The sequence below is a fragment of the Psychroflexus salinarum genome, from assembly GCF_042677225.1.
Classification (GTDB): Bacteria; Bacteroidota; Bacteroidia; order Flavobacteriales; family Flavobacteriaceae; genus Psychroflexus; species Psychroflexus salinarum.
Map to the genome: position 1 here is coordinate 131,355 of NZ_JBHTIV010000003.1, position 18,460 is coordinate 149,814.

The following is an 18,460-nucleotide window of genomic DNA, read 5'->3' on the forward strand; positions in this document are numbered from 1 at the left end:
ATTCTTGCATTATGTTGAAATTTATAAAAGGACATATGGAAACGATACAAGGGATAGAAATCTATCCCATCATTTCCCTGCTTATTTTTTTCCTCTTTTTTGTTGTGCTTTTTTGGTGGGTTTTCACCGCCAAGAAAGACTATGTGGAAGAGGTAAGTCAAATACCACTGGAATCTAAAAACGATAATTAATTATGAGAAATCTTGTATCTATTTTTAGAATAATAGCTTTAACAGCTATAGCTTGGGGAGGAGTTGAGCTTCTTTTTGAAACAGAACCTGGACAATGGGCTGTTATAGAATACCCCAAGACCTTGATCTTTATTGGGATGATATTTTTAATATCTATCGCCATAGAAGTTTCAGTAGCAGCACTTCGATTTACTTTGTTCAGATCACTTTCAGAAGAAAAGCAGGAGAAGTTCTTGGCTTCAGAAAACCAATTGGTAAATAAATTGAAAGCTAAATATGAAAATCTTCCACAACTTTTAACTCGATCAAAACCAGTTGAAGAGGAAGGTGAAATTGAGCTAGATCATAATTACGATGGTATTCGTGAGCTTGACAATAAATTACCACCATGGTGGATCTATAGTTTTTACGCAAGTATTGTTTTTGCTGCGATTTATCTCATAAGGTTTCATGTATTTGATGATTATACACAAGTTGAAGAATATCAAGCTGAAGTTGCTCAAGCAGAAATTGATATTGCAAGATATAAAGAAACAGCAAAAGATCTAGTTACTTTGGAAACAGTTACTCTTATGGCTGATCCTTCAGACCTTGAAGCCGGAAAACAAATCTACACAAACAATTGTGTGGCTTGTCATAAAGCTGATGCTGGTGGAGGTATTGGCCCAAACCTTACAGATGAGTACTGGATTCTTGGTGGTGGTATCAAAAATGTATACCAAACCTTGGTTGAAGGTGGTCGACCTGGAAAAGGTATGGTATCATGGAAAAATGATTTTAAACCTTCAGAACTTCAGCAAGTAGCTAGCTATGTGCTTTCATTACAAGGGACTGTTCCAGCTGAACCTAAAGAGCCTGAAGGCGAGGTTTGGGTAGAAGAAACTGAGGAATAAATTTAAATTAACTAAAAGTGGATAATCAAGAAAAGTTTAGAGATAGCATTGGTACGATGGACCAAGAAGGTAAGCGCAAGTGGGTTTACCCGAAGAAACCTGATGGTATTTTCTATAAGTATAGAAAATACGTAAGCTATTTCTTATTGCTTTTCTTGTTCGCCGCCCCTTTTATAAAAATTAACGGTAATCAATTTTTACTTTTTAATGTTTTAGAAAGAAAATTCAACATTTTTGGTTTTCCGTTCTGGCCTCAAGATTTCTATTTGTTTGTTATTGCAATGCTTATTGGAGTGATTTTTATTGCTCTTTTTACAGTAGCTTTTGGTAGAATATTTTGTGGATGGATTTGTCCTCAAACCATTTTTATGGAGATGGTTTTTAGACGCATAGAATACGCTATTGAAGGAGATAGAGGTAAGCAAATCCGTTTGGATAAAATGCCATGGAACAAAGAAAAGATCTTAAAAAAAGGAAGCAAATGGTTTATTTTTGCCATCATATCATTTTTAATTGCCAATGTATTTTTGGCATATCTTATAAGTAGTGATGAATTAGTAAAGTACGTGATTAATGGTCCATCAAGTCATTTAGGTACTTTTATCCCATTGCTTATTTTTACGGCTGTTTTTTACTTTGTTTTTGCTTGGTTCAGAGAACAGGTATGTATTATTGCCTGTCCATATGGGAGGCTTCAAGGAGCCTTACTCGATGAAAAATCTATTGTTGTTGCCTACGATCATAAACGTGGAGAACGCGAAGAAGGACGACAAAAGTTTAGAAAAAATCAAGATAGAGCAGAACAAGGAATAGGTGATTGTATAGATTGTTCCCAATGTGTGCAAGTTTGCCCTACAGGTATAGATATAAGAAATGGTACTCAACTAGAATGTGTGAACTGCACAGCCTGTATAGATGCTTGTGATTCTATTATGGAAAGTGTGGATTTACCAAAAGGACTTATTCGCTACGCCAGTGAGAAGAATATTGAGAAGAAGGCAAAGTTTGAATTTACACCAAGGTTAAAAGGGTATACGGCTGTTTTAACTATACTTACAGGATTATTGGTAGGATTATTACTTATAAGAAGTGATGTAGAGGCCAAAGTATTGAGGTTACCTGGACAATTATATGAATTAAAGGAAAATGGCAATATCTCAAACGTATTCACTTATAAGCTTTTAAATAAAACAAATACTGAACTAGATAGTATTCACTTCAAATTGGCTTCAATGCCAGGTGAAATTAAAATGGTGAAAAAAGACTATTTTACTATCGGTGAAAGCGGATTGCAAAAAGGAACCTTTTTTATTGAAATCCACCCTTCACAACTCACCGATTCCAAAAATAAAATTGAAGTAGAGGTTTACAGCAAAGACCGGATCATTGACAGAGCAACAACCAACTTCATGGGGCCACGAACTTTTAGATAAAAAATTATGAAATTAAACTGGGGAACATCTATAGTAATAGCATTTGTACTTTTCATTGGATTCATCATGTTTATGGTGGTTCAAATGCTGTCAAATAAAGAACTAGAATACGATCTTGTAGTCGAGTCTTATTATCAAAAAGAATTGACCTTTCAAGACGACCTAGATTCTGCACAGAACGCTGAGGATCTTCAAAATCAGGTAAAAATAGGCTTGATTTCAGAAGGGCTTCAGATTATTTTTCCTTCAGATTTTGATTATTCTGAAATCCAGGGAGAAGTTTTTTTATACAGACCATCAGACAAAGCATTGGATTTCACAGTTCAGCTTCAGTTGGAAGGTGACGAATATGTCTTGCCTAGATCATTAATGGAAGACGGTATATGGGAAGTCAACCTTAAGTTCAATCATAAAGGAGAAGATTATTTTATTCAACAGAAAATTAAAATTTAAATGTTGTGGACGGCATTCATATTAGGACTTTTAGGTAGTTTTCACTGCGTTGGCATGTGTGGACCTATAGCCCTTGTATTGCCAGTAGACCGCCATAACCCATGGCGAAAAGCCTTTCAGATATTTTTATATCATTTTGGTAGAATAACAACTTATGCTTTTATCGGTTTAGTTTTTGGACTCATTGGAGAAAGCTTTGCCTTATTTGGGTTTCAACAGCAACTCTCTATTATCATAGGAGTTATTATGCTCTCTTCTCTTCTTTTTTCTGAATCTATTTTGGGAAAATTTAATGTTACAAAGCCTCTTTTTAAGTGGGTAGGAAAACTAAAGTCCGAGCTTGGATCTTCTCTAAAGAAAAAGGAGCTAGACACTTTTTTTTATTTAGGTTTTCTGAATGGTTTCCTGCCTTGTGGACTTGTTTATATGGCAGTTTTTGGTTCTATAGCTATCACAGGATTATTTGAGAGCTCGTTGTATATGGCTTTCTTTGGTTTAGGTACAATTCCGTTGATGAGTGTTGTGATCTATGCGAAAGATTGGCTAAAATCTGTCCTGAAATTCAATCCAAAACGACTAATTCCTATTGCCATTGCCATTATTGGTATTCTCTTTATCCTTAGAGGAATGGGACTTGGTATTCCTTATGTTTCTCCAAAACCTGCTCAAGCTCAAGTGACTTCTTCTATGGAATGTCATTGAATTTTAACGGCTGGAAATTTTAAAATCAATTCAGAGTCTATTTAAGCAGACGTAGCTACTAGATGTTATAGTTTCATTTAGTTTTTTATTATTTTGGAGTAAATAATAGCAAAGTAGTTATGTAAATATTTGACGGAAATTTCTGAACTTATTTTCTAAAACGATTTATACTCTGACCTAGAAGTTAAAAAGTTTATTTTATTTTTAAACAAAAATTTGAAAACGACTTCTTACGCAACCGTAGATCAAACATCTTTTCCTCTTATCACTGTGACTTTCACTGGTGAAAAAAGTTCGAATGCTAATTTTAAAGCTTACCTTAAAGAGCTAGATGACTGCTATTTTACCCAACAAAAGTTGGCTTTTATCTTTGATGCAACAAATGCTTCAGTACCTAGACTTTCACATCAGAAAATGCAAGCAAAGTGGTTAAAGGAAAATTCTGTTTTGATACAAGAATATTGCAAAGGAACAGCATATGTGATTCCAAACAAGACTATACAATGGGTATTGAAAATGATTCTTTTACTACAAAATCAGCCAGTCCCTTACGAAGTTTTTTCAACATATAAGGATGCTCAAATTTGGATATGGAATCAGATTCAGAAAAATTAAGTCATTTTTTTTTAAATTTACAGGTGATTATTTCCTGGCAGAAAACCTAGCTTAAACTGATTGAAATCATATAATCTTTTGTTTAAGCTCAGCTTAAATAGAGTCTTAGCCCTTATTTTTGTATTTAAATTTAAGACCAAAAAATATGATCAATCAACTCAATAAAGTAACCGCTGAAGAGGCTGTATCAAAAGTCAAATCAGGAGATAGAGTTTTTATTCAAGGTGCAGCAATGACACCATTAAAACTTATTGATGCTTTAGTATCTAGATATGAATCTTTGGAAGATGTCGAGATCATGCATATGCATACAGAAGGATTGGCTGCTTATTCGGAAGAGCCTTATTCTAAAGCGTTCAAGGTAAATAGTGTGTTTGTAGGTGGAAATGTAAGAAACTCATTAAAGAAAGGAAATGGGGATTATATTCCAATATTTTTAAGCGAGATTCATAGATTATTCAGAAGGTCAATATTACCTCTAGATGTTGCATTCATTCAGGTTTCACCTCCAGACAGACATGGATATTGTTCCCTGGGAGTCTCGGTAGATATAACTATTCCAGCGGTACAAACAGCTAAACTGGTAATAGCTCAAGTGAATCCAAAAGTGCCAAGAACACATGGGGATGGTATTATTCATATGAGTGAGCTTGATTTTGCAATCGAAGTTGAAGAGTCTATATTTGGTCATGATCCAGCTCCAGTTTCAGAATTGGAAAGTAAGATAGGAGCTAATGTTGCAAGTTTAGTAGATGACGGTGCAACATTACAAATGGGCATTGGAGGAATTCCTAATGCAGCTCTCAAAAACTTAGGAGGTCATAAAAACCTTGGTATCCATACAGAAATGTTTTCAGATGGAATTTTACCATTAGTAGAAAGTGGTGTAATTAATGGAAGTAAAAAGGAAGTGAAAACCGGTAAAATTGTAACCTGTTTTGCTGTTGGTTCTCAAAAGCTTTATGATTTTATGGATGATAATCCGTTAGTTCATATGAAAGAAGCAGCTTACACAAATGACACTGCCATTATAAGGCGGAATCCAAAGGTTACCGCAATAAACTCTGCAATTGAGATAGACCTCACAGGTCAGGTTTGTGCTGATACTATCGGTAAAATGCAGTTTTCTGGTGTTGGTGGACAAATGGATTTTATTAGAGGAGCTTCATTGTCTGATGGTGGTAAAGCTATTATTGCAATGCCATCTGTTACAAATAAAGGTATTTCAAAAATTTCTTCATTCCTGAATGAAGGTGCTGGTGTTACAACTACTAGAGCTCACGTCCATTATATTGTTACAGAATATGGTGTAGTAAATCTGTATGGTAAAAATTTAAAACAAAGAGCAGAAGCTTTAATTTCGATTGCTCACCCAGATCACCGGGAAAATTTGGAGAAGGCAGCTTTTGAGCGTTTCAAATCCAAAGCTTAGTCGGTATTTTTTTAAATATTAACTTTAAAATAAACTATTATGAGTCAAAAATTTAATGAGATTATAAAGAGTGATACCCCTGTACTTATTGATTTTTTTGCAGACTGGTGTGGACCTTGCAAAATGTTAGCTCCAATTTTAAAGGATGTCAAAGAAGAACTCGGAGATAAAGTAAAAATCATAAAGGTAGATGTTGATAAGAATGAACAGTTGGCAGCAAAATATCAAGTAAGGGGAGTACCAACGATGATTGTTTTCAAAAACGGTGAACAAAAGTGGAGACAAAGTGGAGTTTTACAAAAAGACGAGATCGTGCAAGTGATAAAGGCTAATTCGTAAACTACTCGAGATTTCAAATACAAAAAAGGACCTCATATGAGGTCCTTTTTTGTATTTGAAATCTTATTTGAATTATATTTTTAGTGTAAGAACTGGTAAATCTGAGTGATTTACAATGTCTTCACCTATACTACCATTGAAAAAGTGTGATATGCCTTTTCTGCCATGAGTTGGAACAATGATGAGGTCAGAATTTAGTTTTTTGGAACCATTAATAACACCATCTTGAATGGTATAGTCGTTGAATATTTCGATATGTTCTTTGCTTAAAGGCATTTCTACTTTATTCAGGAAAACACGCATTTGTTCGTGTATTTCCAATGTGCTGCTAAACTGGTTTCCAGGAAGATTTACATAAAGCATATGCATTTTAGCATCAAAACTATCTGCAAATCTTTTAGCTTTTTTGTATGCCTCAAGATTTTCAAGTTCGAAGTTAGAAGCAAAAACAATATTTTTTATATTAATACTTTGAATCTCATTTTTAACAACCAGTACAGGAACATCAGAATATCTTACAACTTTTTCAGTGTTTGACCCTATTACGATTTCTTCTAATCCTGAGGTTCCGCTGGAACCCATTACGATCATATCAATATCGTTTTTACTGACAGTTTCTCTTATGGCTAATGCAGCAGATCCTGGCTCTACATAGCTCTTTACAGTAATATCTTTTAGATAATCCTGTTCAAGAAATTTCTCAAATCGCTTATGAGCAAGATTCATAAAGAAAATAATCTGCTCATCATTTACATTGAATTGTTCAGCACCAAAGAGAGATTCTGCAAGCTCTATGACATGTAAAACATGAACTTCTGCTTCATTTTTTTTAGCGAGTTGTGCAGCAACTTTTAGTGCATTTTCAGATGGAGTTGAAAAATCTACTGGGACTAATATTTTTTTCATGATTGTTGGTTTTTAAATTGTCATTGAAAATAATTGTGATTGGGTTTGCTTCGCCTTTAACCTAAGATCAAATGCCATGCAAACGTTTCTTATAAAAGCTTTACCTATTGGTTTTACTTTTATCATATTGTCTTTAATCGTTAATAATTCATCAGATTCAAATTCTGCCAAGTCATTCTTGATTTCTAGTTTGGTGTTTATGTCTAATCCTTCTAAATCTGTTTCAAAGTGACACATTAAATTTAATATTTTTCTTTTAATTATCAGATCTGTTTCATTTAAAATATGACCACGTGAAACGGGGAGTTCATTTTTAGTAAGACTATTATAATACTCATTAATATTTTTAAGATTTTGAGAAAAACCATACCAACTATCACTTATTGCAGAAACACCAAGTCCAATCATTTTGTCAGTTTTAGTAGTGGTATACCCCATAAAGTTTCTGTGAAGATTTTGATTTTGAAAAGCTTTGGCTAGCTCGTCTTCCGGGAGTGCAAAATGATCCATACCAATTTCTATATAACCTTTTTCTTCAAGCATTTTTTTGCCAACTTCGTATTGCTGGCGTTTCAATTCTGCAGAAGGCAAATCCTTTTCATCATAGCCACGTTGACCATTTCCTTTTGTCCACGGTACATGTGCGTAACTGTAAAATGCAATACGATCTGGCATCAGCTCTATAGTCTTTTCAATTGTTGAAACTACATCTTCTAAACTTTGAAGAGGTAAACCATATATGAGATCGTGACTTACAGAGTTGTATCCCAGTGCTCTAGATTGCTCAGTTATTCTTTTTACAGTTTCAAAAGATTGTATCCTGTGTATAGCGATTTGAACTTTAGGGTTATAATCCTGAATACCATAACTCACACGATCAAAACCTAGCTGACTTAAAGTTCGTAAATGGTCTTCAGTTGTATTATTAGGATGACCCTCAAAACTATAGCTAACATCTTCAGGTATCTTACAAGACTTTTTGATCGTATCTAGAAGATATTCCAAATGTTTTGGATCAAAAAAAGTAGGTGTTCCTCCACCAAGATGTATTTCTTTCAAGATGGGTTTCTCTTGAAGAATTTCCAGATACATTTTCCATTCTTTTAGAACAGCTTCGATATAAGGAATTTCAACTTCATGTCTTTTCGTAATACGTTTATTGCAGGCGCAAAACGTGCATAAACTCTCACAAAAAGGAAGGTGGATATATAAACTGATTTCTCTGGAGCAATTGTCTTTTTGAAGACTATTTATCCATGATGTCGTATTATATGTGGATTCATCCCAAAAAGGAACCGTAGGATAACTTGTGTATCTAGGTCCAGGAACGTTATATTTTTGAATTAATTCTTGCATTACTGTTGCATTTTATTCAAAAGTAATAGTAGAGTGACGTATTTAAAATGATATAAATCAGCATATAAGAGAAAACTGCTGTTTGTGCTCACAAAGAATACTAACTTTGAAAAAAAAAGAGAATGCCAAAACTTAAAGATGTTGTTTTAGTTTCTATTCAGTTTTTCCTGATGCTAGTATATTTTCTGAATGTGGAGTGGTTTTCATTAAACTTTATGGAGCATTTCATATGGTTTTATCTAGGTGTTCTAGGTGTCGCTATTTCAGGAATCGCACTTTTACAGTTAAATGTTAACTTATCTCCTTTTCCAACACCAAAAGTAAATTCCAAACTCATTACAAATGGAGTATTCAAAATTAGCCGGCATCCTATTTATACAGGAATTTTAATATTTATGTTTAGCTTTTCATTCTGGCTAGGCGATGGATACAAGTTTTGTGTTAGTCTAGCGATTTTAGCGTTGTTCTATTATAAAACTAAATACGAAGAGTCTTTGCTTGAAAATACTTTTGACCATTATATAACCTATAAGTCCAAAACAGGTCGCTTTTTCCCAAAATTCTAAAACTTAACTTCTTAGATAACTGGCTCCATTTACGTCTATGATTGTTCCAGAAGAGTAAGCAGCCTCATCTGAGGCTAGAAATAAGATGGCATGCGCTATTTCTTCGGGTTTTGCCATACGGTGAAAAGGAGTTTCTTTGAGCATGTTTTCTTTTTTATCGGGAGTTAGTGTCTCCGTCGCCATATCTGTTTCTGTAAATCCAGGCGCTACTACACCTACATAAATCTTATGCGGAGCTAGTTTTTTTGCTAAGGACTGGCTTAAAGCATTAAGGCCAGCCTTGCTTGCTCCATAAGCGGGCTGGTCAGGTTCGCCACGGAAAGCCCCCCTGGAAGACACATTCACAATATTTCCACCTCCTGACTTTATCATATGTTGAGTAGCTAGGTACGATAAGTTGGCTACTGCAAAAAGATTTGTTTGAAGAGTCTTTTCCCAAGCAGAAGTCCAGTCATTAAAGTCAATTTCATCTACATTATGAGATATTGCTATTCCTGCATTGTTAACCAACACGTCTATTTTTCCAAAATGATTAACAAAATCGTCAATCAAGGCCTTAGCTTCTTCCTTTACAGAAATATCTCGCCGAAAAAGTTGATGGCCATTACCTGAAAGTTCAGCTAGTGTTCTTTCAGCTTCATCAACTCGACTTCTGAAATTTATACCAACTTTTGCTCCTCTGCTGGCAAAAGCTATAGCTGTTGCTTTTCCAATTCCTCTAGAAGCTCCAGTGACTAAGACATTTTTATTTTTAAAATTCATAAGGTTTATTTTTTCTCAAATTTCAACTGAATTAAAATTAAAGCTTTAAGATAGAATGGCAACCTGAAATTGATCTAAATCCTATCAAAAACTCACTAAAATTTAAAAGACTATTGTGATTTATGATACAGTGCGAATCGCTTAGAGGCCTTAATTTTGCAATTAATTATGGAAAAATATATTGACATTTTTTTTAATTCCTTTAGCGGGTATTTCAATTATTTGGTAGACGAAATTCAAAACCCCTCGCTCACCAATTATTTTTGGTGGCTAATTGGACTTTCTTTTTTAGTGCTTTCTATGGAAATCATCATTCCATGGCGAAAAGACCAGAAAATTATTCGAAAAGGATTTTGGTTGGATGTTTTCTATATTTTCTTCAACTTTTTTATTTTTTCACTTATTGGTTATAATGCTATTTCCAATGTGTTTGTAGAATTATTCAATGACTTTTTAGGTCTTTTTGGAATTGAAAACTTAGTAGCATTTCAAGTTCAAGATTTTCCAGTTTGGTCTCAATTTTTAATTATGTTTTTGATTGCAGATTTTATACAATGGAATGTGCACATCCAGTTGCATAAACGTTCATGGTTATGGAAGTTTCATAAAGTTCATCACAGTGTTAAGGAAATGGGGTTCGCGGCCCAATTTAGGTTTCATTTTATGGAAACTATTGTTTATAAAGTGGTTCAGTATCTACCGTTAGCCATGATTGGTTTTGGGATACAGGAATTTTTTATCGTTCATATGTTTGGTGTTTTGATAGGTCACCTCAATCATGCTAATGTGGGCTGGGATTATGGTCCATTGAAATACATATTTAACAATCCTAAAATGCACATTTGGCATCATTCCAAAGCTTTACCAGAAGAGCGTCCTTATGGTATGAACTTTGGACTTACTTTAAGTCTTTGGGATTATATCTTTGGAACTGCTCATATTCCCGGTAATGGAAAAGATATTGAGCTAGGTTTTGAAGATGATGATCACTATCCGCAAGATTTTTGGAACCAGCTTAAGAAACCTTTTAAAGAATAAATAGTTTCTTTAATCGTTAAACAAAGCTTTCATCAAAGTTTTTATGCCTCTAAACATTAAAAAAACAGATCCCGCACATGCCAATATTCCTAAAATCAAAATCGGCAAATACAGGGGTTTATCTTGATTGTTAAATGCGCTATAAATCACAGAAGGCCCAATAAATGCAAGTGGCAAAGCACCGGCAAGAAATTTTATGCCTTTGGCTAGAGTCTCTTTATTTGTGTGTTTCATGTTCTATAGCTTTTCTCACGCTTCCGTGAAATTTCAATAGTTCAACAGCCTTTTCTTCTGAAACACCTAAAGCCTTTGAAATTAAAAGGCTTCCACGCTGTTTAAGTTTTACATTGCTTAGCTGCATATCTACCATTTTGTTGTCTTTGACTCTGCCAAGTTTAATCATTACTGAAGTGGAAATCATATTCAAGACCAGCTTCTGTGCTGTTCCTGATTTCATTCTTGAACTTCCTGTGACAAATTCTGGTCCTACAACCACTTCGACTGGAAAATCAGATACTTTTGAAATCGGAGAATTAGGATTACAGACAATACAACCAGTCACGATTCCATTAGCTTGACAAGCTTCCAGTCCGCCAACAACGTAAGGCGTGCTTCCTGATGCGGCAATACCTATTACGACATCGTTTTTTTGAATGTAATGTTCTCTGAGATCTTTCCAGGCTTGTTCGGTATCATCCTCGGCGTGTTCAACGGCTTTTCTTATGGCATTATCGCCGCCAGCAATTATTCCATTCACCAATTCCGCCGAAACACCAAATGTTGGGGGGCATTCACTGGCATCCAAAATTCCTAATCTTCCACTTGTTCCAGCTCCTATATAAAATAATTTTCCTCCCTTCTGAATTTGCTCTACAATTACTTCAACCAATTGTTTGATGGCTTGAATTTCCTTCTGTACTGCTAGCGGAACCAGCTGATCTTCAGCATTAATATTTGTCAGTAATTCTTGTGTAGACATGTTTTCTAGATGCCTATATTTTGAAGATTGCTCCGTGATTTTCTGATTTTCTTTAGACATTATTGGATCGTATAAATGATTTCATCGACTTCTGAAAGCCCAAAGTAACCAAAAATTAATTCTTCATCATCATTCTCATTTTTGATGTTTCCTCTCACGGTAGCAGGTTGAGTTTCAAAAGGACCTCCAGCACTTCCAGCCTGGGCGAGTAAGATTTCAAGGAAGTTATAATAGTCTCTAGAAATCCCATTAAGCTGAATGGTAACTTCCATACCTGGTTCCAAGTCTTCTTCAGAAAAAAGCCCAAAGATTTGGTTACCATCATTAAACTCATCATCAAATACAGTAAAGTCTGGAAATGCCAAAAAAGGTGCGAAAAATTTGAACAAATAGTAATTTTCTATCCCTTCAGGATCTGTGTAAAAAGCTTTTAACTCAATATCTTCACCGGAAAAGCCTCCTTCATTATTTTGTTCTATAAAATCTAAAGCAACTACAGGCTTTAGAGTTTCTTCGGCACTATACACGTTGCCATCAAGTTCTATCGTTAAACTATAAAGCTCATTTATTTCTGGCTGAAAGTTATCTGTGATGTATTCACCTGAAGCAGACTCCACAAAAGTGAATTCCATACCACTGCTATTTCTAACGATAACATTGGCCCCAGAAACAGGGTTGGGTTGTCGTTCAAAAAAGTCACGGGTACGGCTAATTTTTATAGACTGGTTAGCACCAGTAGTTCCTTTTTTCCATTGTAAGATTGCATCGACTACAAGTCTTGGTTGTGCCTCTTCCAGATCGACTTCCACCACGTCTTCGCATGCGGTGAACAAGCCTACAAAACCTAGTAAAATCAAGAGTTTTCTCATCATTTAAAATTTAAAACTATAGCTCACAGAAGGCACTATTCCAAAAATCGAAAACCTTACAGCCTCATTCTGACCAGTGGTAGTGTTTTGCTCAAAATTAAGTGAAGCTGCGTTTCTACGATTATAAACATTGTAGATGCCAAAATTCCATGACGATGACCAATATTTATTTTTCTTCTCAGGAGTATATGTCGCAGAAAGATCTAATCTGTGGAAAGTTGGTAACCTATTTAAGTTCCTTCCTTCAAATACAGGAATATTAAGGTCCTGGAATTCAAACTGACCAACAGGGAAATTTACCGGACGTCCAGTTTGCAAAACGAAATTACTGTTAAGTTGCCATTTTTCATTGAGTTCAAAACTACTTGTTAAGGAAATATCATGTGTTTTATCAAAGCCATTGAGGTACCAATCACCATTATTGATACCAATTTCATTTGGTGTACGACCTGGTGTGCGTTGCTCGCTTCTGGATAAAGTATAGGATAGCCAGCCTGTAAGTCTTCCTGTATTTTTCTTGAGATAAAATTCTAGTCCGTAAGCTCTTCCTTCGCCATTCAAGATGACGCGTTCTATGGCGTCGTTGGCAATCAGGTTTGCTCCATCTATATAGTCAATTCTATTGTTGATGGTTTTATAAAAAACTTCAGTTTCTAATGTAAATGGGATAGATTCAAAATCCTTAAAGTAGCCAAAAGCAAACTGATCCAGCTTTTGTGGCTTGTTATAATTTCCACTTGGAGTCCACACGTCAAATGGAGTAGGTGATGAGGTGTTAGAAAGCAAATGAAGGTTTTGAACCATTCTATTATAACTTGCTTTTATGGATGCGTTGTCGTTTAAGAGATAAGAAATACCAACTCTTGGTTCTAAATTGATAAAGCTTTTGTTTATTTTAGGTGTATCTCCATCGATAGTTTCAATAGGGTCTGCTTCTACATAAATATTTCGAGTGTCGTCATATAGAAGAGGATTATCGTTAGCATAAACATCTATAGATTTATCTTCCATTCTCAAAAATGCACTAACTCTTAAGCCGTATTGAATATTTATTTTGTCACTCAAAGATTGATTAACAGTTAAAAAAGCAGCATTATCGAAAGCGTATTTGTTATCAAGTTTTCTTGGATTAATACCTGAATCTGCAGTGGTTGGTACAATTTCTCCAGGATTTATGGTATATTGAATGCTGCTTAAACCATAAGAAAGATCTAGATCTGAATTGATCTGGTGATTAATCTTATAACTTAAATCAAAGTTGGAAATACTATTTTCAAAATTGAAACCAACCAAAGCTAAATCGAGTTCATAATAATATCGGCTATAAGAAAAGTTCAAGTTAGAATTCATATTTTCATTAAACTGATGACTCCAGTCTAAAATTCCAAAAGCGTTGCCGTAAATATTGGTAAAGCTATCGTTGATGTTAACGTAATCCAAACCATAATATCCAGAAAAGCTCAATGAGTTTTTCTCGTCAATATCAAAGTTAAGCTTAGTGTTCAAATCATAAAAATAAGCAGAATTGGCATTATCGGTAAACTTTAAAAATAAATGAGCATAAGTCCCTCTGCCGCTTACTAAAAACGAACTTTTATTTTTTTGAATAGGACCTTCCAAAGTTAATTTACTTGAAATGACTCCAATTCCACCTTCTCCTTTCAATTTCTGACTATTTCCTGTTTTTTGCTTGATGTCCAAAACTGATGAAACACGACCGCCATAGCTGGCAGGAATTCCACCCTTATAAAGTTTTAAATTTTTAACAGCATCTGGATTGAAAATTGAAAAGAAACCGAACAGGTGTGAGGAATTATAAATTAGAGCATCATCTATCAAAATCAGATTTTGGTCAGTTGAGCCACCTCTTACATTAAATCCTGAAGCACCTTCGCCAGCATTGGACACACCAGGAAGTTGAAGTAAAGATTGAATAACATCCACTTCTCCAAACACAACAGGAATCTTTTTTATACTAGAGGCATCAAGTTTACTCACACTCATTTCAGGATCTCTTATGTTGATGCCTTCAATATTATCTGTAACAACAACTTCTTGTATATCCTCGGTTTGAGGTAATAAAGTAAAATCTAATTTTTTGTTGGTATCGAGCGTGATTTGTTCTTCAACAGTTTTGTAACCGAGGTAAGTAACTTTAACACGATAATTACCTTGAGGAAGTTTTATGGAGTATTCGCCATCCTGGTTGGTTACAGTTCCTCTAGATTCATTATCGATTATAATGTTTGCACCCAAAACAGGCTGATTTTCAATGTCTTTAATAGTTCCAGATAGTTCATAATTCTGGCTATAGCTTAATTGAAATACAAAAAAAATAAGGAGAAAGCTTAAAAGTTTGATGGCTTTAGTTTTGCTCAAATATATTTAACAAAACTTGTTATACCTCTGAATAAATCTTTAAATAAAACCAAAATTTTCATAATACTTAGAGCTTTCTAGAAATTGTAAATCCATCTCTTATAGGAAGTAAAACGGTTTCTAGTCTAGGGTCTTCTTTAAGCTTCAGATTATAATCCAGTAAAGCCTTTGTATCTTTGTCTTTGGGATTAAGTTCTTCAACAACTTTTCCACTCCAGAGAACATTGTCAGATAAAATAAGTCCGTTAGGCTTCAGCTTATCGATAATTAATTCAAAATAAAGTGGATAAGATGTTTTATCAGCATCAATAAAAACCAAATCAAATTCAGCAGAAATATCAGGAATTATTTGTCTTGCATCTCCTGTATATTGCAGGATCTGCTTTCCATAACCGCTGAGATCAAAGTATTTTCTCTGCAAATCGTAAAGCTCTTCGTTACGATCTATAGTATGAATTTTTCCTCCTTCTGAAAGACCTTCAGCAAGACTTAAGGCGGAGTACCCCGTGTAAGTACCAATCTCTAAAATAGAAGATGGTCGAATTAGTTTTGAAATTAAACTCAATAATCGACCTTGGTAATGTCCGCTAAGCATTCTGGGCTGAAGTACTTTTTGCCAGGTTTCTTTTGTTAGCTGCTGAAGTATTTGTGGTTCCTCTTCAGTATGAGCTTCAACGTAAGTTTGAAGTTTTGGAGCAATAAAATCCATTAGCTTAAAATCTTATTTACTAAATCTTCTTTTTTCTTTTTATCATCCCCAAAAAGCCACTGCAAAACGTTATCCGACCAGATTTCATCTTTTTCTACTTCGGTGATAATGTTTTGCTCTAAAGCTAAATCTAATATTTTTCCAGGATAGGAAGACTGAGGCTCGCTTTCCATTTCGCCTAACGGATAGGGATCATCAAGTCCAGCCAGGATTTGAGAACTCTTTTGATTTTCTAAAAGCATTTTTAAAGATCTGGTGTCGTGAACCAGCGTATCGAAGAAAATATTCTTGTGTCCAACTGATTTCCTTGGATGGACTTTACCTTCAAATAAATCCGGTCGACCATCAAAACCTTGAATACGTCGCCCAAGATTGATTTGAGCCAATTGCCCTCCATGAGCAAAACATACACGCATATTGGGATATTTGTCTGGATAACCATTTAAAGTTAAAAAATGATAAGCATCGGCACATTGAGCAAGCATCCAAATCAAATGAAAACGCCAAGACGTATTTTCTAATTTAATGAACTTTTCACCATCGTAAGGATGAATTTCTACAGCCAAATTGTATTTGTTGGCCAGTTCAAATATGGGTTCGTTTTCTTCATCAAAAATACAACGCCAAGTTCCAATACTATCCATATAGTGAGTTGGTAAGCAAAGCAACTTTAAATCCAGTTCCTCCACGCAGCGTTCTATTTCCCAGAGTGCTCCACGAACAAAACCAGGATGCACTACAAAACCGCAGGTAAACTTTTTAGGATGATTTTGTTGAACCTTAGCATTGAAATCATTCTGGAAACGAAGGGCTTTCTTCATTTCTTCCACACGCAGTCCGTTTCCGTAAAGCTGAGATAAGTTGAGAACAACAGCATGGTCGATTTTGTAACGCTCCATCCATTCCAGTTTTTCGTTGAGAAAAAAACTAGAATCGGTTACAGGGCGTTTCCATCCTTTTTGGAGCATAAATTTTTTATCATCATCTATCCAGAAAATTTCCTTTTCCCGCATAAAATCAGGAATTTCTTCTGGATAAGGCAGAAGGTGAGAATGGCCGTTTATTCTAAGTTTTTGTTTTGTCATCACTACTTTTATTTTACTATTTACGGCAATAAGTGAATTAGGTATAATTCAAAAAAAAAATTGCAACCGCTTTTAAGAACGATTGCAATTTAATGATAAAAAAAACTATAAAACTGAAGAATTTACTTCATCATTTAGGTTTATTGTTTTTTCCAGAATTTTGTAGTTAAGCTTTTATCGAGATTTTTAATTTCAAGATTTATATCCTTGAATTTTGCTGTTTGTTTAAATTCCTCAATGATTTCAAAGATGTCATGGTGAACAAATTTTGCTTCACTACCATCAATAAGAAGGTGACTCCCTTCAGGAACGTGATCTAAGTAGAGCATGATATCTGCTTTGTTTAAAAATGTTGTTTCTTGTGCAAGTTTCAAAACCTTTTTTTCTTTACTCCCTGAATGCTTATCGTGTATGTACGCATTTTTATAATTATCTCTCAAGATAAAGAAAATAGCTACAGTACCACCCACAATAATTCCAGTGATAAGGTCTGTAAACATGACTACTAGAATGGTAATGATGAAAGGTAAAAATTGTTTTTTTCCTTGTTTGAAAATACTCTTATAAATACTTAAACTCGTCAATTTGTAACCAACTACAAAAAGCACAGCAGACAATGCTGCAAGAGGTATTAAATTCAAAATATAAGGAATAGCAAGAACACAAACGAACATAATTACACCGTGTGTAATAGTTGCAGTTTTTGTGCGACCACCAGCATTCACGTTTGCAGAAGTTCTTACGATAACCGCCGTTACTGGTAACCCACCGATTAATCCTGATACGATATTGCCAATGCCTTGAGCTTTTAGTTCTCTATTGGTAGATGTTCTTCTTTTGTAAGGATCCAATTTATCTCCAGCCTCAGTACTAAGTAAAGATTCTAAACTGGCAATAAATGCTATAGATAAAGCAATGGTATATACTTCCATATTAGCTATAACAGAAAAATCCGGGAACTGGAAAAAATTAAAAAATTCTCCAATTGAATCAGAAACTGGGAGATTGACAAGATGGCTAGTATCTAAAGCTAGGCTAGATGCAGAAGCTTTAAAGTATTCATTCAATAAAATGCTTATTATTACCGCAGCAAGAGCTGAAGGAAAAAATTTGAAAAATGTAAATTTCTTTAAAAAAGGTCTGTCCCAGCCTATGATGATGAAAAGAGATACAATAGTAATAATTAAAGCGCCATAATTGATATGACCTACAATATTCATCAGTCCAGAAAAAGTATTGGTGCCATCGTTATTTTTGAAACTGTCAATACCCTCAAATACTTCATCCACGCCGAAGGCATGTGGAATCTGTTTCAGTATTAAAATTAATCCAATTGAAGCTAAAATCCCTTTGATCATAGCATTAGGAAAGAAATAAGCTACGGTTCCAGCTTTCAAATATCCTAAACCAATTTGAATAATTCCAGCAAGTATGACTGCAACCAAAACAGCTTCAAAACTACCTAAAGTTTGTATCGCTGTGAAGATGACTAAAGCGACACTCGCCGCAGGTCCACTCACGTTGATACTAGAGTTACTAGTTATACCAACTACAATGCCGCCAATGATACCAGCGATGATTCCAGAAAATAATGGAGCTCCAGAGGCTAATGAAATTCCAAGACAAAGTGGTAAAGCAATTAAAAATACAACAAGACCTGAGGATAGGTCGGTTACAAAATGTTTTTTAATGAAATTTAGGTTTTCTTTCAAAGGATATATGTTTTATTTTAAAAAGTTGCAAAGCTAGTTAA

20 protein-coding genes are annotated in these 18,460 nt (G+C 34.7%); 10 read left to right on the top strand and 10 right to left on the bottom strand.

Annotated elements, in window-relative coordinates; genetic code table 11:
- Positions 1-11 precede the first annotated feature (11 nt).
- The 8 genes from ACFQ0R_RS01985 (at position 12) to trxA (ending at position 6,058) form a co-directional block, all read left to right on the top strand.
- Positions 12-191, top strand: coding sequence for a CcoQ/FixQ family Cbb3-type cytochrome c oxidase assembly chaperone (locus ACFQ0R_RS01985; RefSeq protein ID WP_379656693.1), 180 nt, complete (start codon positions 12-14; stop codon positions 189-191).
- A gap of 2 nt (positions 192-193) precedes the next feature.
- Positions 194-1,084: a cbb3-type cytochrome c oxidase N-terminal domain-containing protein gene (locus ACFQ0R_RS01990; protein WP_379656694.1), complete on the top strand. Its 891-nt coding sequence runs from the start codon at positions 194-196 to the stop codon at positions 1,082-1,084.
- Positions 1,085-1,140: 56 nt separating this feature from the next.
- Positions 1,141-2,517 (top strand): cytochrome c oxidase accessory protein CcoG, encoded by a 1,377-nt coding sequence (ccoG, locus tag ACFQ0R_RS01995; protein ID WP_379656737.1) that lies wholly within the window; start codon positions 1,141-1,143, stop codon positions 2,515-2,517.
- 6 nt (positions 2,518-2,523) lie between these two features.
- Positions 2,524-2,970, top strand: coding sequence for a FixH family protein (locus ACFQ0R_RS02000; RefSeq protein ID WP_379656695.1), 447 nt, complete (start codon positions 2,524-2,526; stop codon positions 2,968-2,970).
- Entirely contained in the window at positions 2,971-3,672 is a 702-nt protein-coding gene (locus ACFQ0R_RS02005; protein WP_379656696.1) for a sulfite exporter TauE/SafE family protein, read from the top strand. It abuts the gene before it with no gap.
- 216 nt (positions 3,673-3,888) lie between these two features.
- Complete coding sequence (locus tag ACFQ0R_RS02010) at positions 3,889-4,287, top strand: STAS/SEC14 domain-containing protein (protein ID WP_379656697.1); 399 nt, start codon at positions 3,889-3,891, stop codon at positions 4,285-4,287.
- A 145-nt stretch (positions 4,288-4,432) separates the two neighbouring features.
- A complete protein-coding gene (locus tag ACFQ0R_RS02015; RefSeq protein WP_379656698.1) occupies positions 4,433-5,719 on the top strand; it encodes an acetyl-CoA hydrolase/transferase family protein in 1,287 nt (428 codons plus the stop codon).
- A 39-nt stretch (positions 5,720-5,758) separates the two neighbouring features.
- Entirely contained in the window at positions 5,759-6,058 is a 300-nt protein-coding gene (trxA, locus tag ACFQ0R_RS02020) for a thioredoxin (protein ID WP_379656699.1), read from the top strand.
- A gap of 72 nt (positions 6,059-6,130) precedes the next feature.
- Here the strand turns inward: trxA and ACFQ0R_RS02025 are convergent, their stop codons facing one another.
- Positions 6,131-6,964 (bottom strand): universal stress protein, encoded by an 834-nt coding sequence (locus tag ACFQ0R_RS02025; RefSeq protein WP_379656700.1) that lies wholly within the window; start codon positions 6,962-6,964, stop codon positions 6,131-6,133.
- Between the two features lie 12 nt (positions 6,965-6,976).
- Positions 6,977-8,320 (bottom strand): oxygen-independent coproporphyrinogen III oxidase, encoded by a 1,344-nt coding sequence (gene hemN / locus ACFQ0R_RS02030; RefSeq protein WP_379656701.1) that lies wholly within the window; start codon positions 8,318-8,320, stop codon positions 6,977-6,979.
- Between the two features lie 122 nt (positions 8,321-8,442).
- Here hemN and ACFQ0R_RS02035 point away from each other — a divergent pair, with 122 nt between their 5' ends.
- Entirely contained in the window at positions 8,443-8,886 is a 444-nt protein-coding gene (locus ACFQ0R_RS02035; RefSeq protein ID WP_379656702.1) for a methyltransferase family protein, read from the top strand.
- 3 nt (positions 8,887-8,889) lie between these two features.
- Here ACFQ0R_RS02035 and ACFQ0R_RS02040 read toward each other — a convergent pair whose 3' ends face one another.
- Positions 8,890-9,648 (bottom strand): SDR family NAD(P)-dependent oxidoreductase, encoded by a 759-nt coding sequence (locus tag ACFQ0R_RS02040; RefSeq protein ID WP_379656703.1) that lies wholly within the window; start codon positions 9,646-9,648, stop codon positions 8,890-8,892.
- A gap of 168 nt (positions 9,649-9,816) precedes the next feature.
- Between ACFQ0R_RS02040 and ACFQ0R_RS02045 the strand changes: the two genes are divergently transcribed.
- Entirely contained in the window at positions 9,817-10,686 is an 870-nt protein-coding gene (locus tag ACFQ0R_RS02045) for a sterol desaturase family protein (RefSeq protein WP_379656704.1), read from the top strand.
- 9 nt (positions 10,687-10,695) lie between these two features.
- Here the strand turns inward: ACFQ0R_RS02045 and ACFQ0R_RS02050 are convergent, their stop codons facing one another.
- The 7 genes from ACFQ0R_RS02050 to ACFQ0R_RS02080 all read right to left on the bottom strand — a co-directional run bounded on the left by ACFQ0R_RS02050 (position 10,696) and on the right by ACFQ0R_RS02080 (position 18,419).
- Complete coding sequence (locus ACFQ0R_RS02050) at positions 10,696-10,920, bottom strand: DUF6095 family protein (RefSeq protein ID WP_379656705.1); 225 nt, start codon at positions 10,918-10,920, stop codon at positions 10,696-10,698.
- Positions 10,904-11,725, bottom strand: a complete 822-nt coding sequence (gene murQ / locus ACFQ0R_RS02055) for an N-acetylmuramic acid 6-phosphate etherase (RefSeq protein WP_379656706.1) — start codon at positions 11,723-11,725, stop codon at positions 10,904-10,906. Before murQ ends, ACFQ0R_RS02050 begins: the two co-directional genes overlap by 17 nt.
- Complete coding sequence (locus tag ACFQ0R_RS02060) at positions 11,725-12,537, bottom strand: DUF4249 domain-containing protein (protein ID WP_379656707.1); 813 nt, start codon at positions 12,535-12,537, stop codon at positions 11,725-11,727. The genes murQ and ACFQ0R_RS02060 overlap by 1 nt, the downstream gene beginning before the upstream one ends.
- Positions 12,538-14,913 carry a TonB-dependent receptor gene (locus ACFQ0R_RS02065; protein ID WP_379656708.1) on the bottom strand — a complete coding sequence of 792 codons (2,376 nt, stop codon included), beginning with the start codon at positions 14,911-14,913 and terminating at the stop codon, positions 12,538-12,540. It abuts the gene before it with no gap.
- Between the two features lie 67 nt (positions 14,914-14,980).
- Positions 14,981-15,622, bottom strand: coding sequence for an O-methyltransferase (locus tag ACFQ0R_RS02070; RefSeq protein ID WP_379656709.1), 642 nt, complete (start codon positions 15,620-15,622; stop codon positions 14,981-14,983).
- Positions 15,622-16,707: an amidohydrolase family protein gene (locus tag ACFQ0R_RS02075; protein WP_379656710.1), complete on the bottom strand. Its 1,086-nt coding sequence runs from the start codon at positions 16,705-16,707 to the stop codon at positions 15,622-15,624. The genes ACFQ0R_RS02070 and ACFQ0R_RS02075 overlap by 1 nt, the downstream gene beginning before the upstream one ends.
- A gap of 140 nt (positions 16,708-16,847) precedes the next feature.
- Positions 16,848-18,419 (bottom strand): SulP family inorganic anion transporter, encoded by a 1,572-nt coding sequence (locus ACFQ0R_RS02080; protein WP_379656711.1) that lies wholly within the window; start codon positions 18,417-18,419, stop codon positions 16,848-16,850.
- Positions 18,420-18,460: the final 41 nt, after the last annotated feature.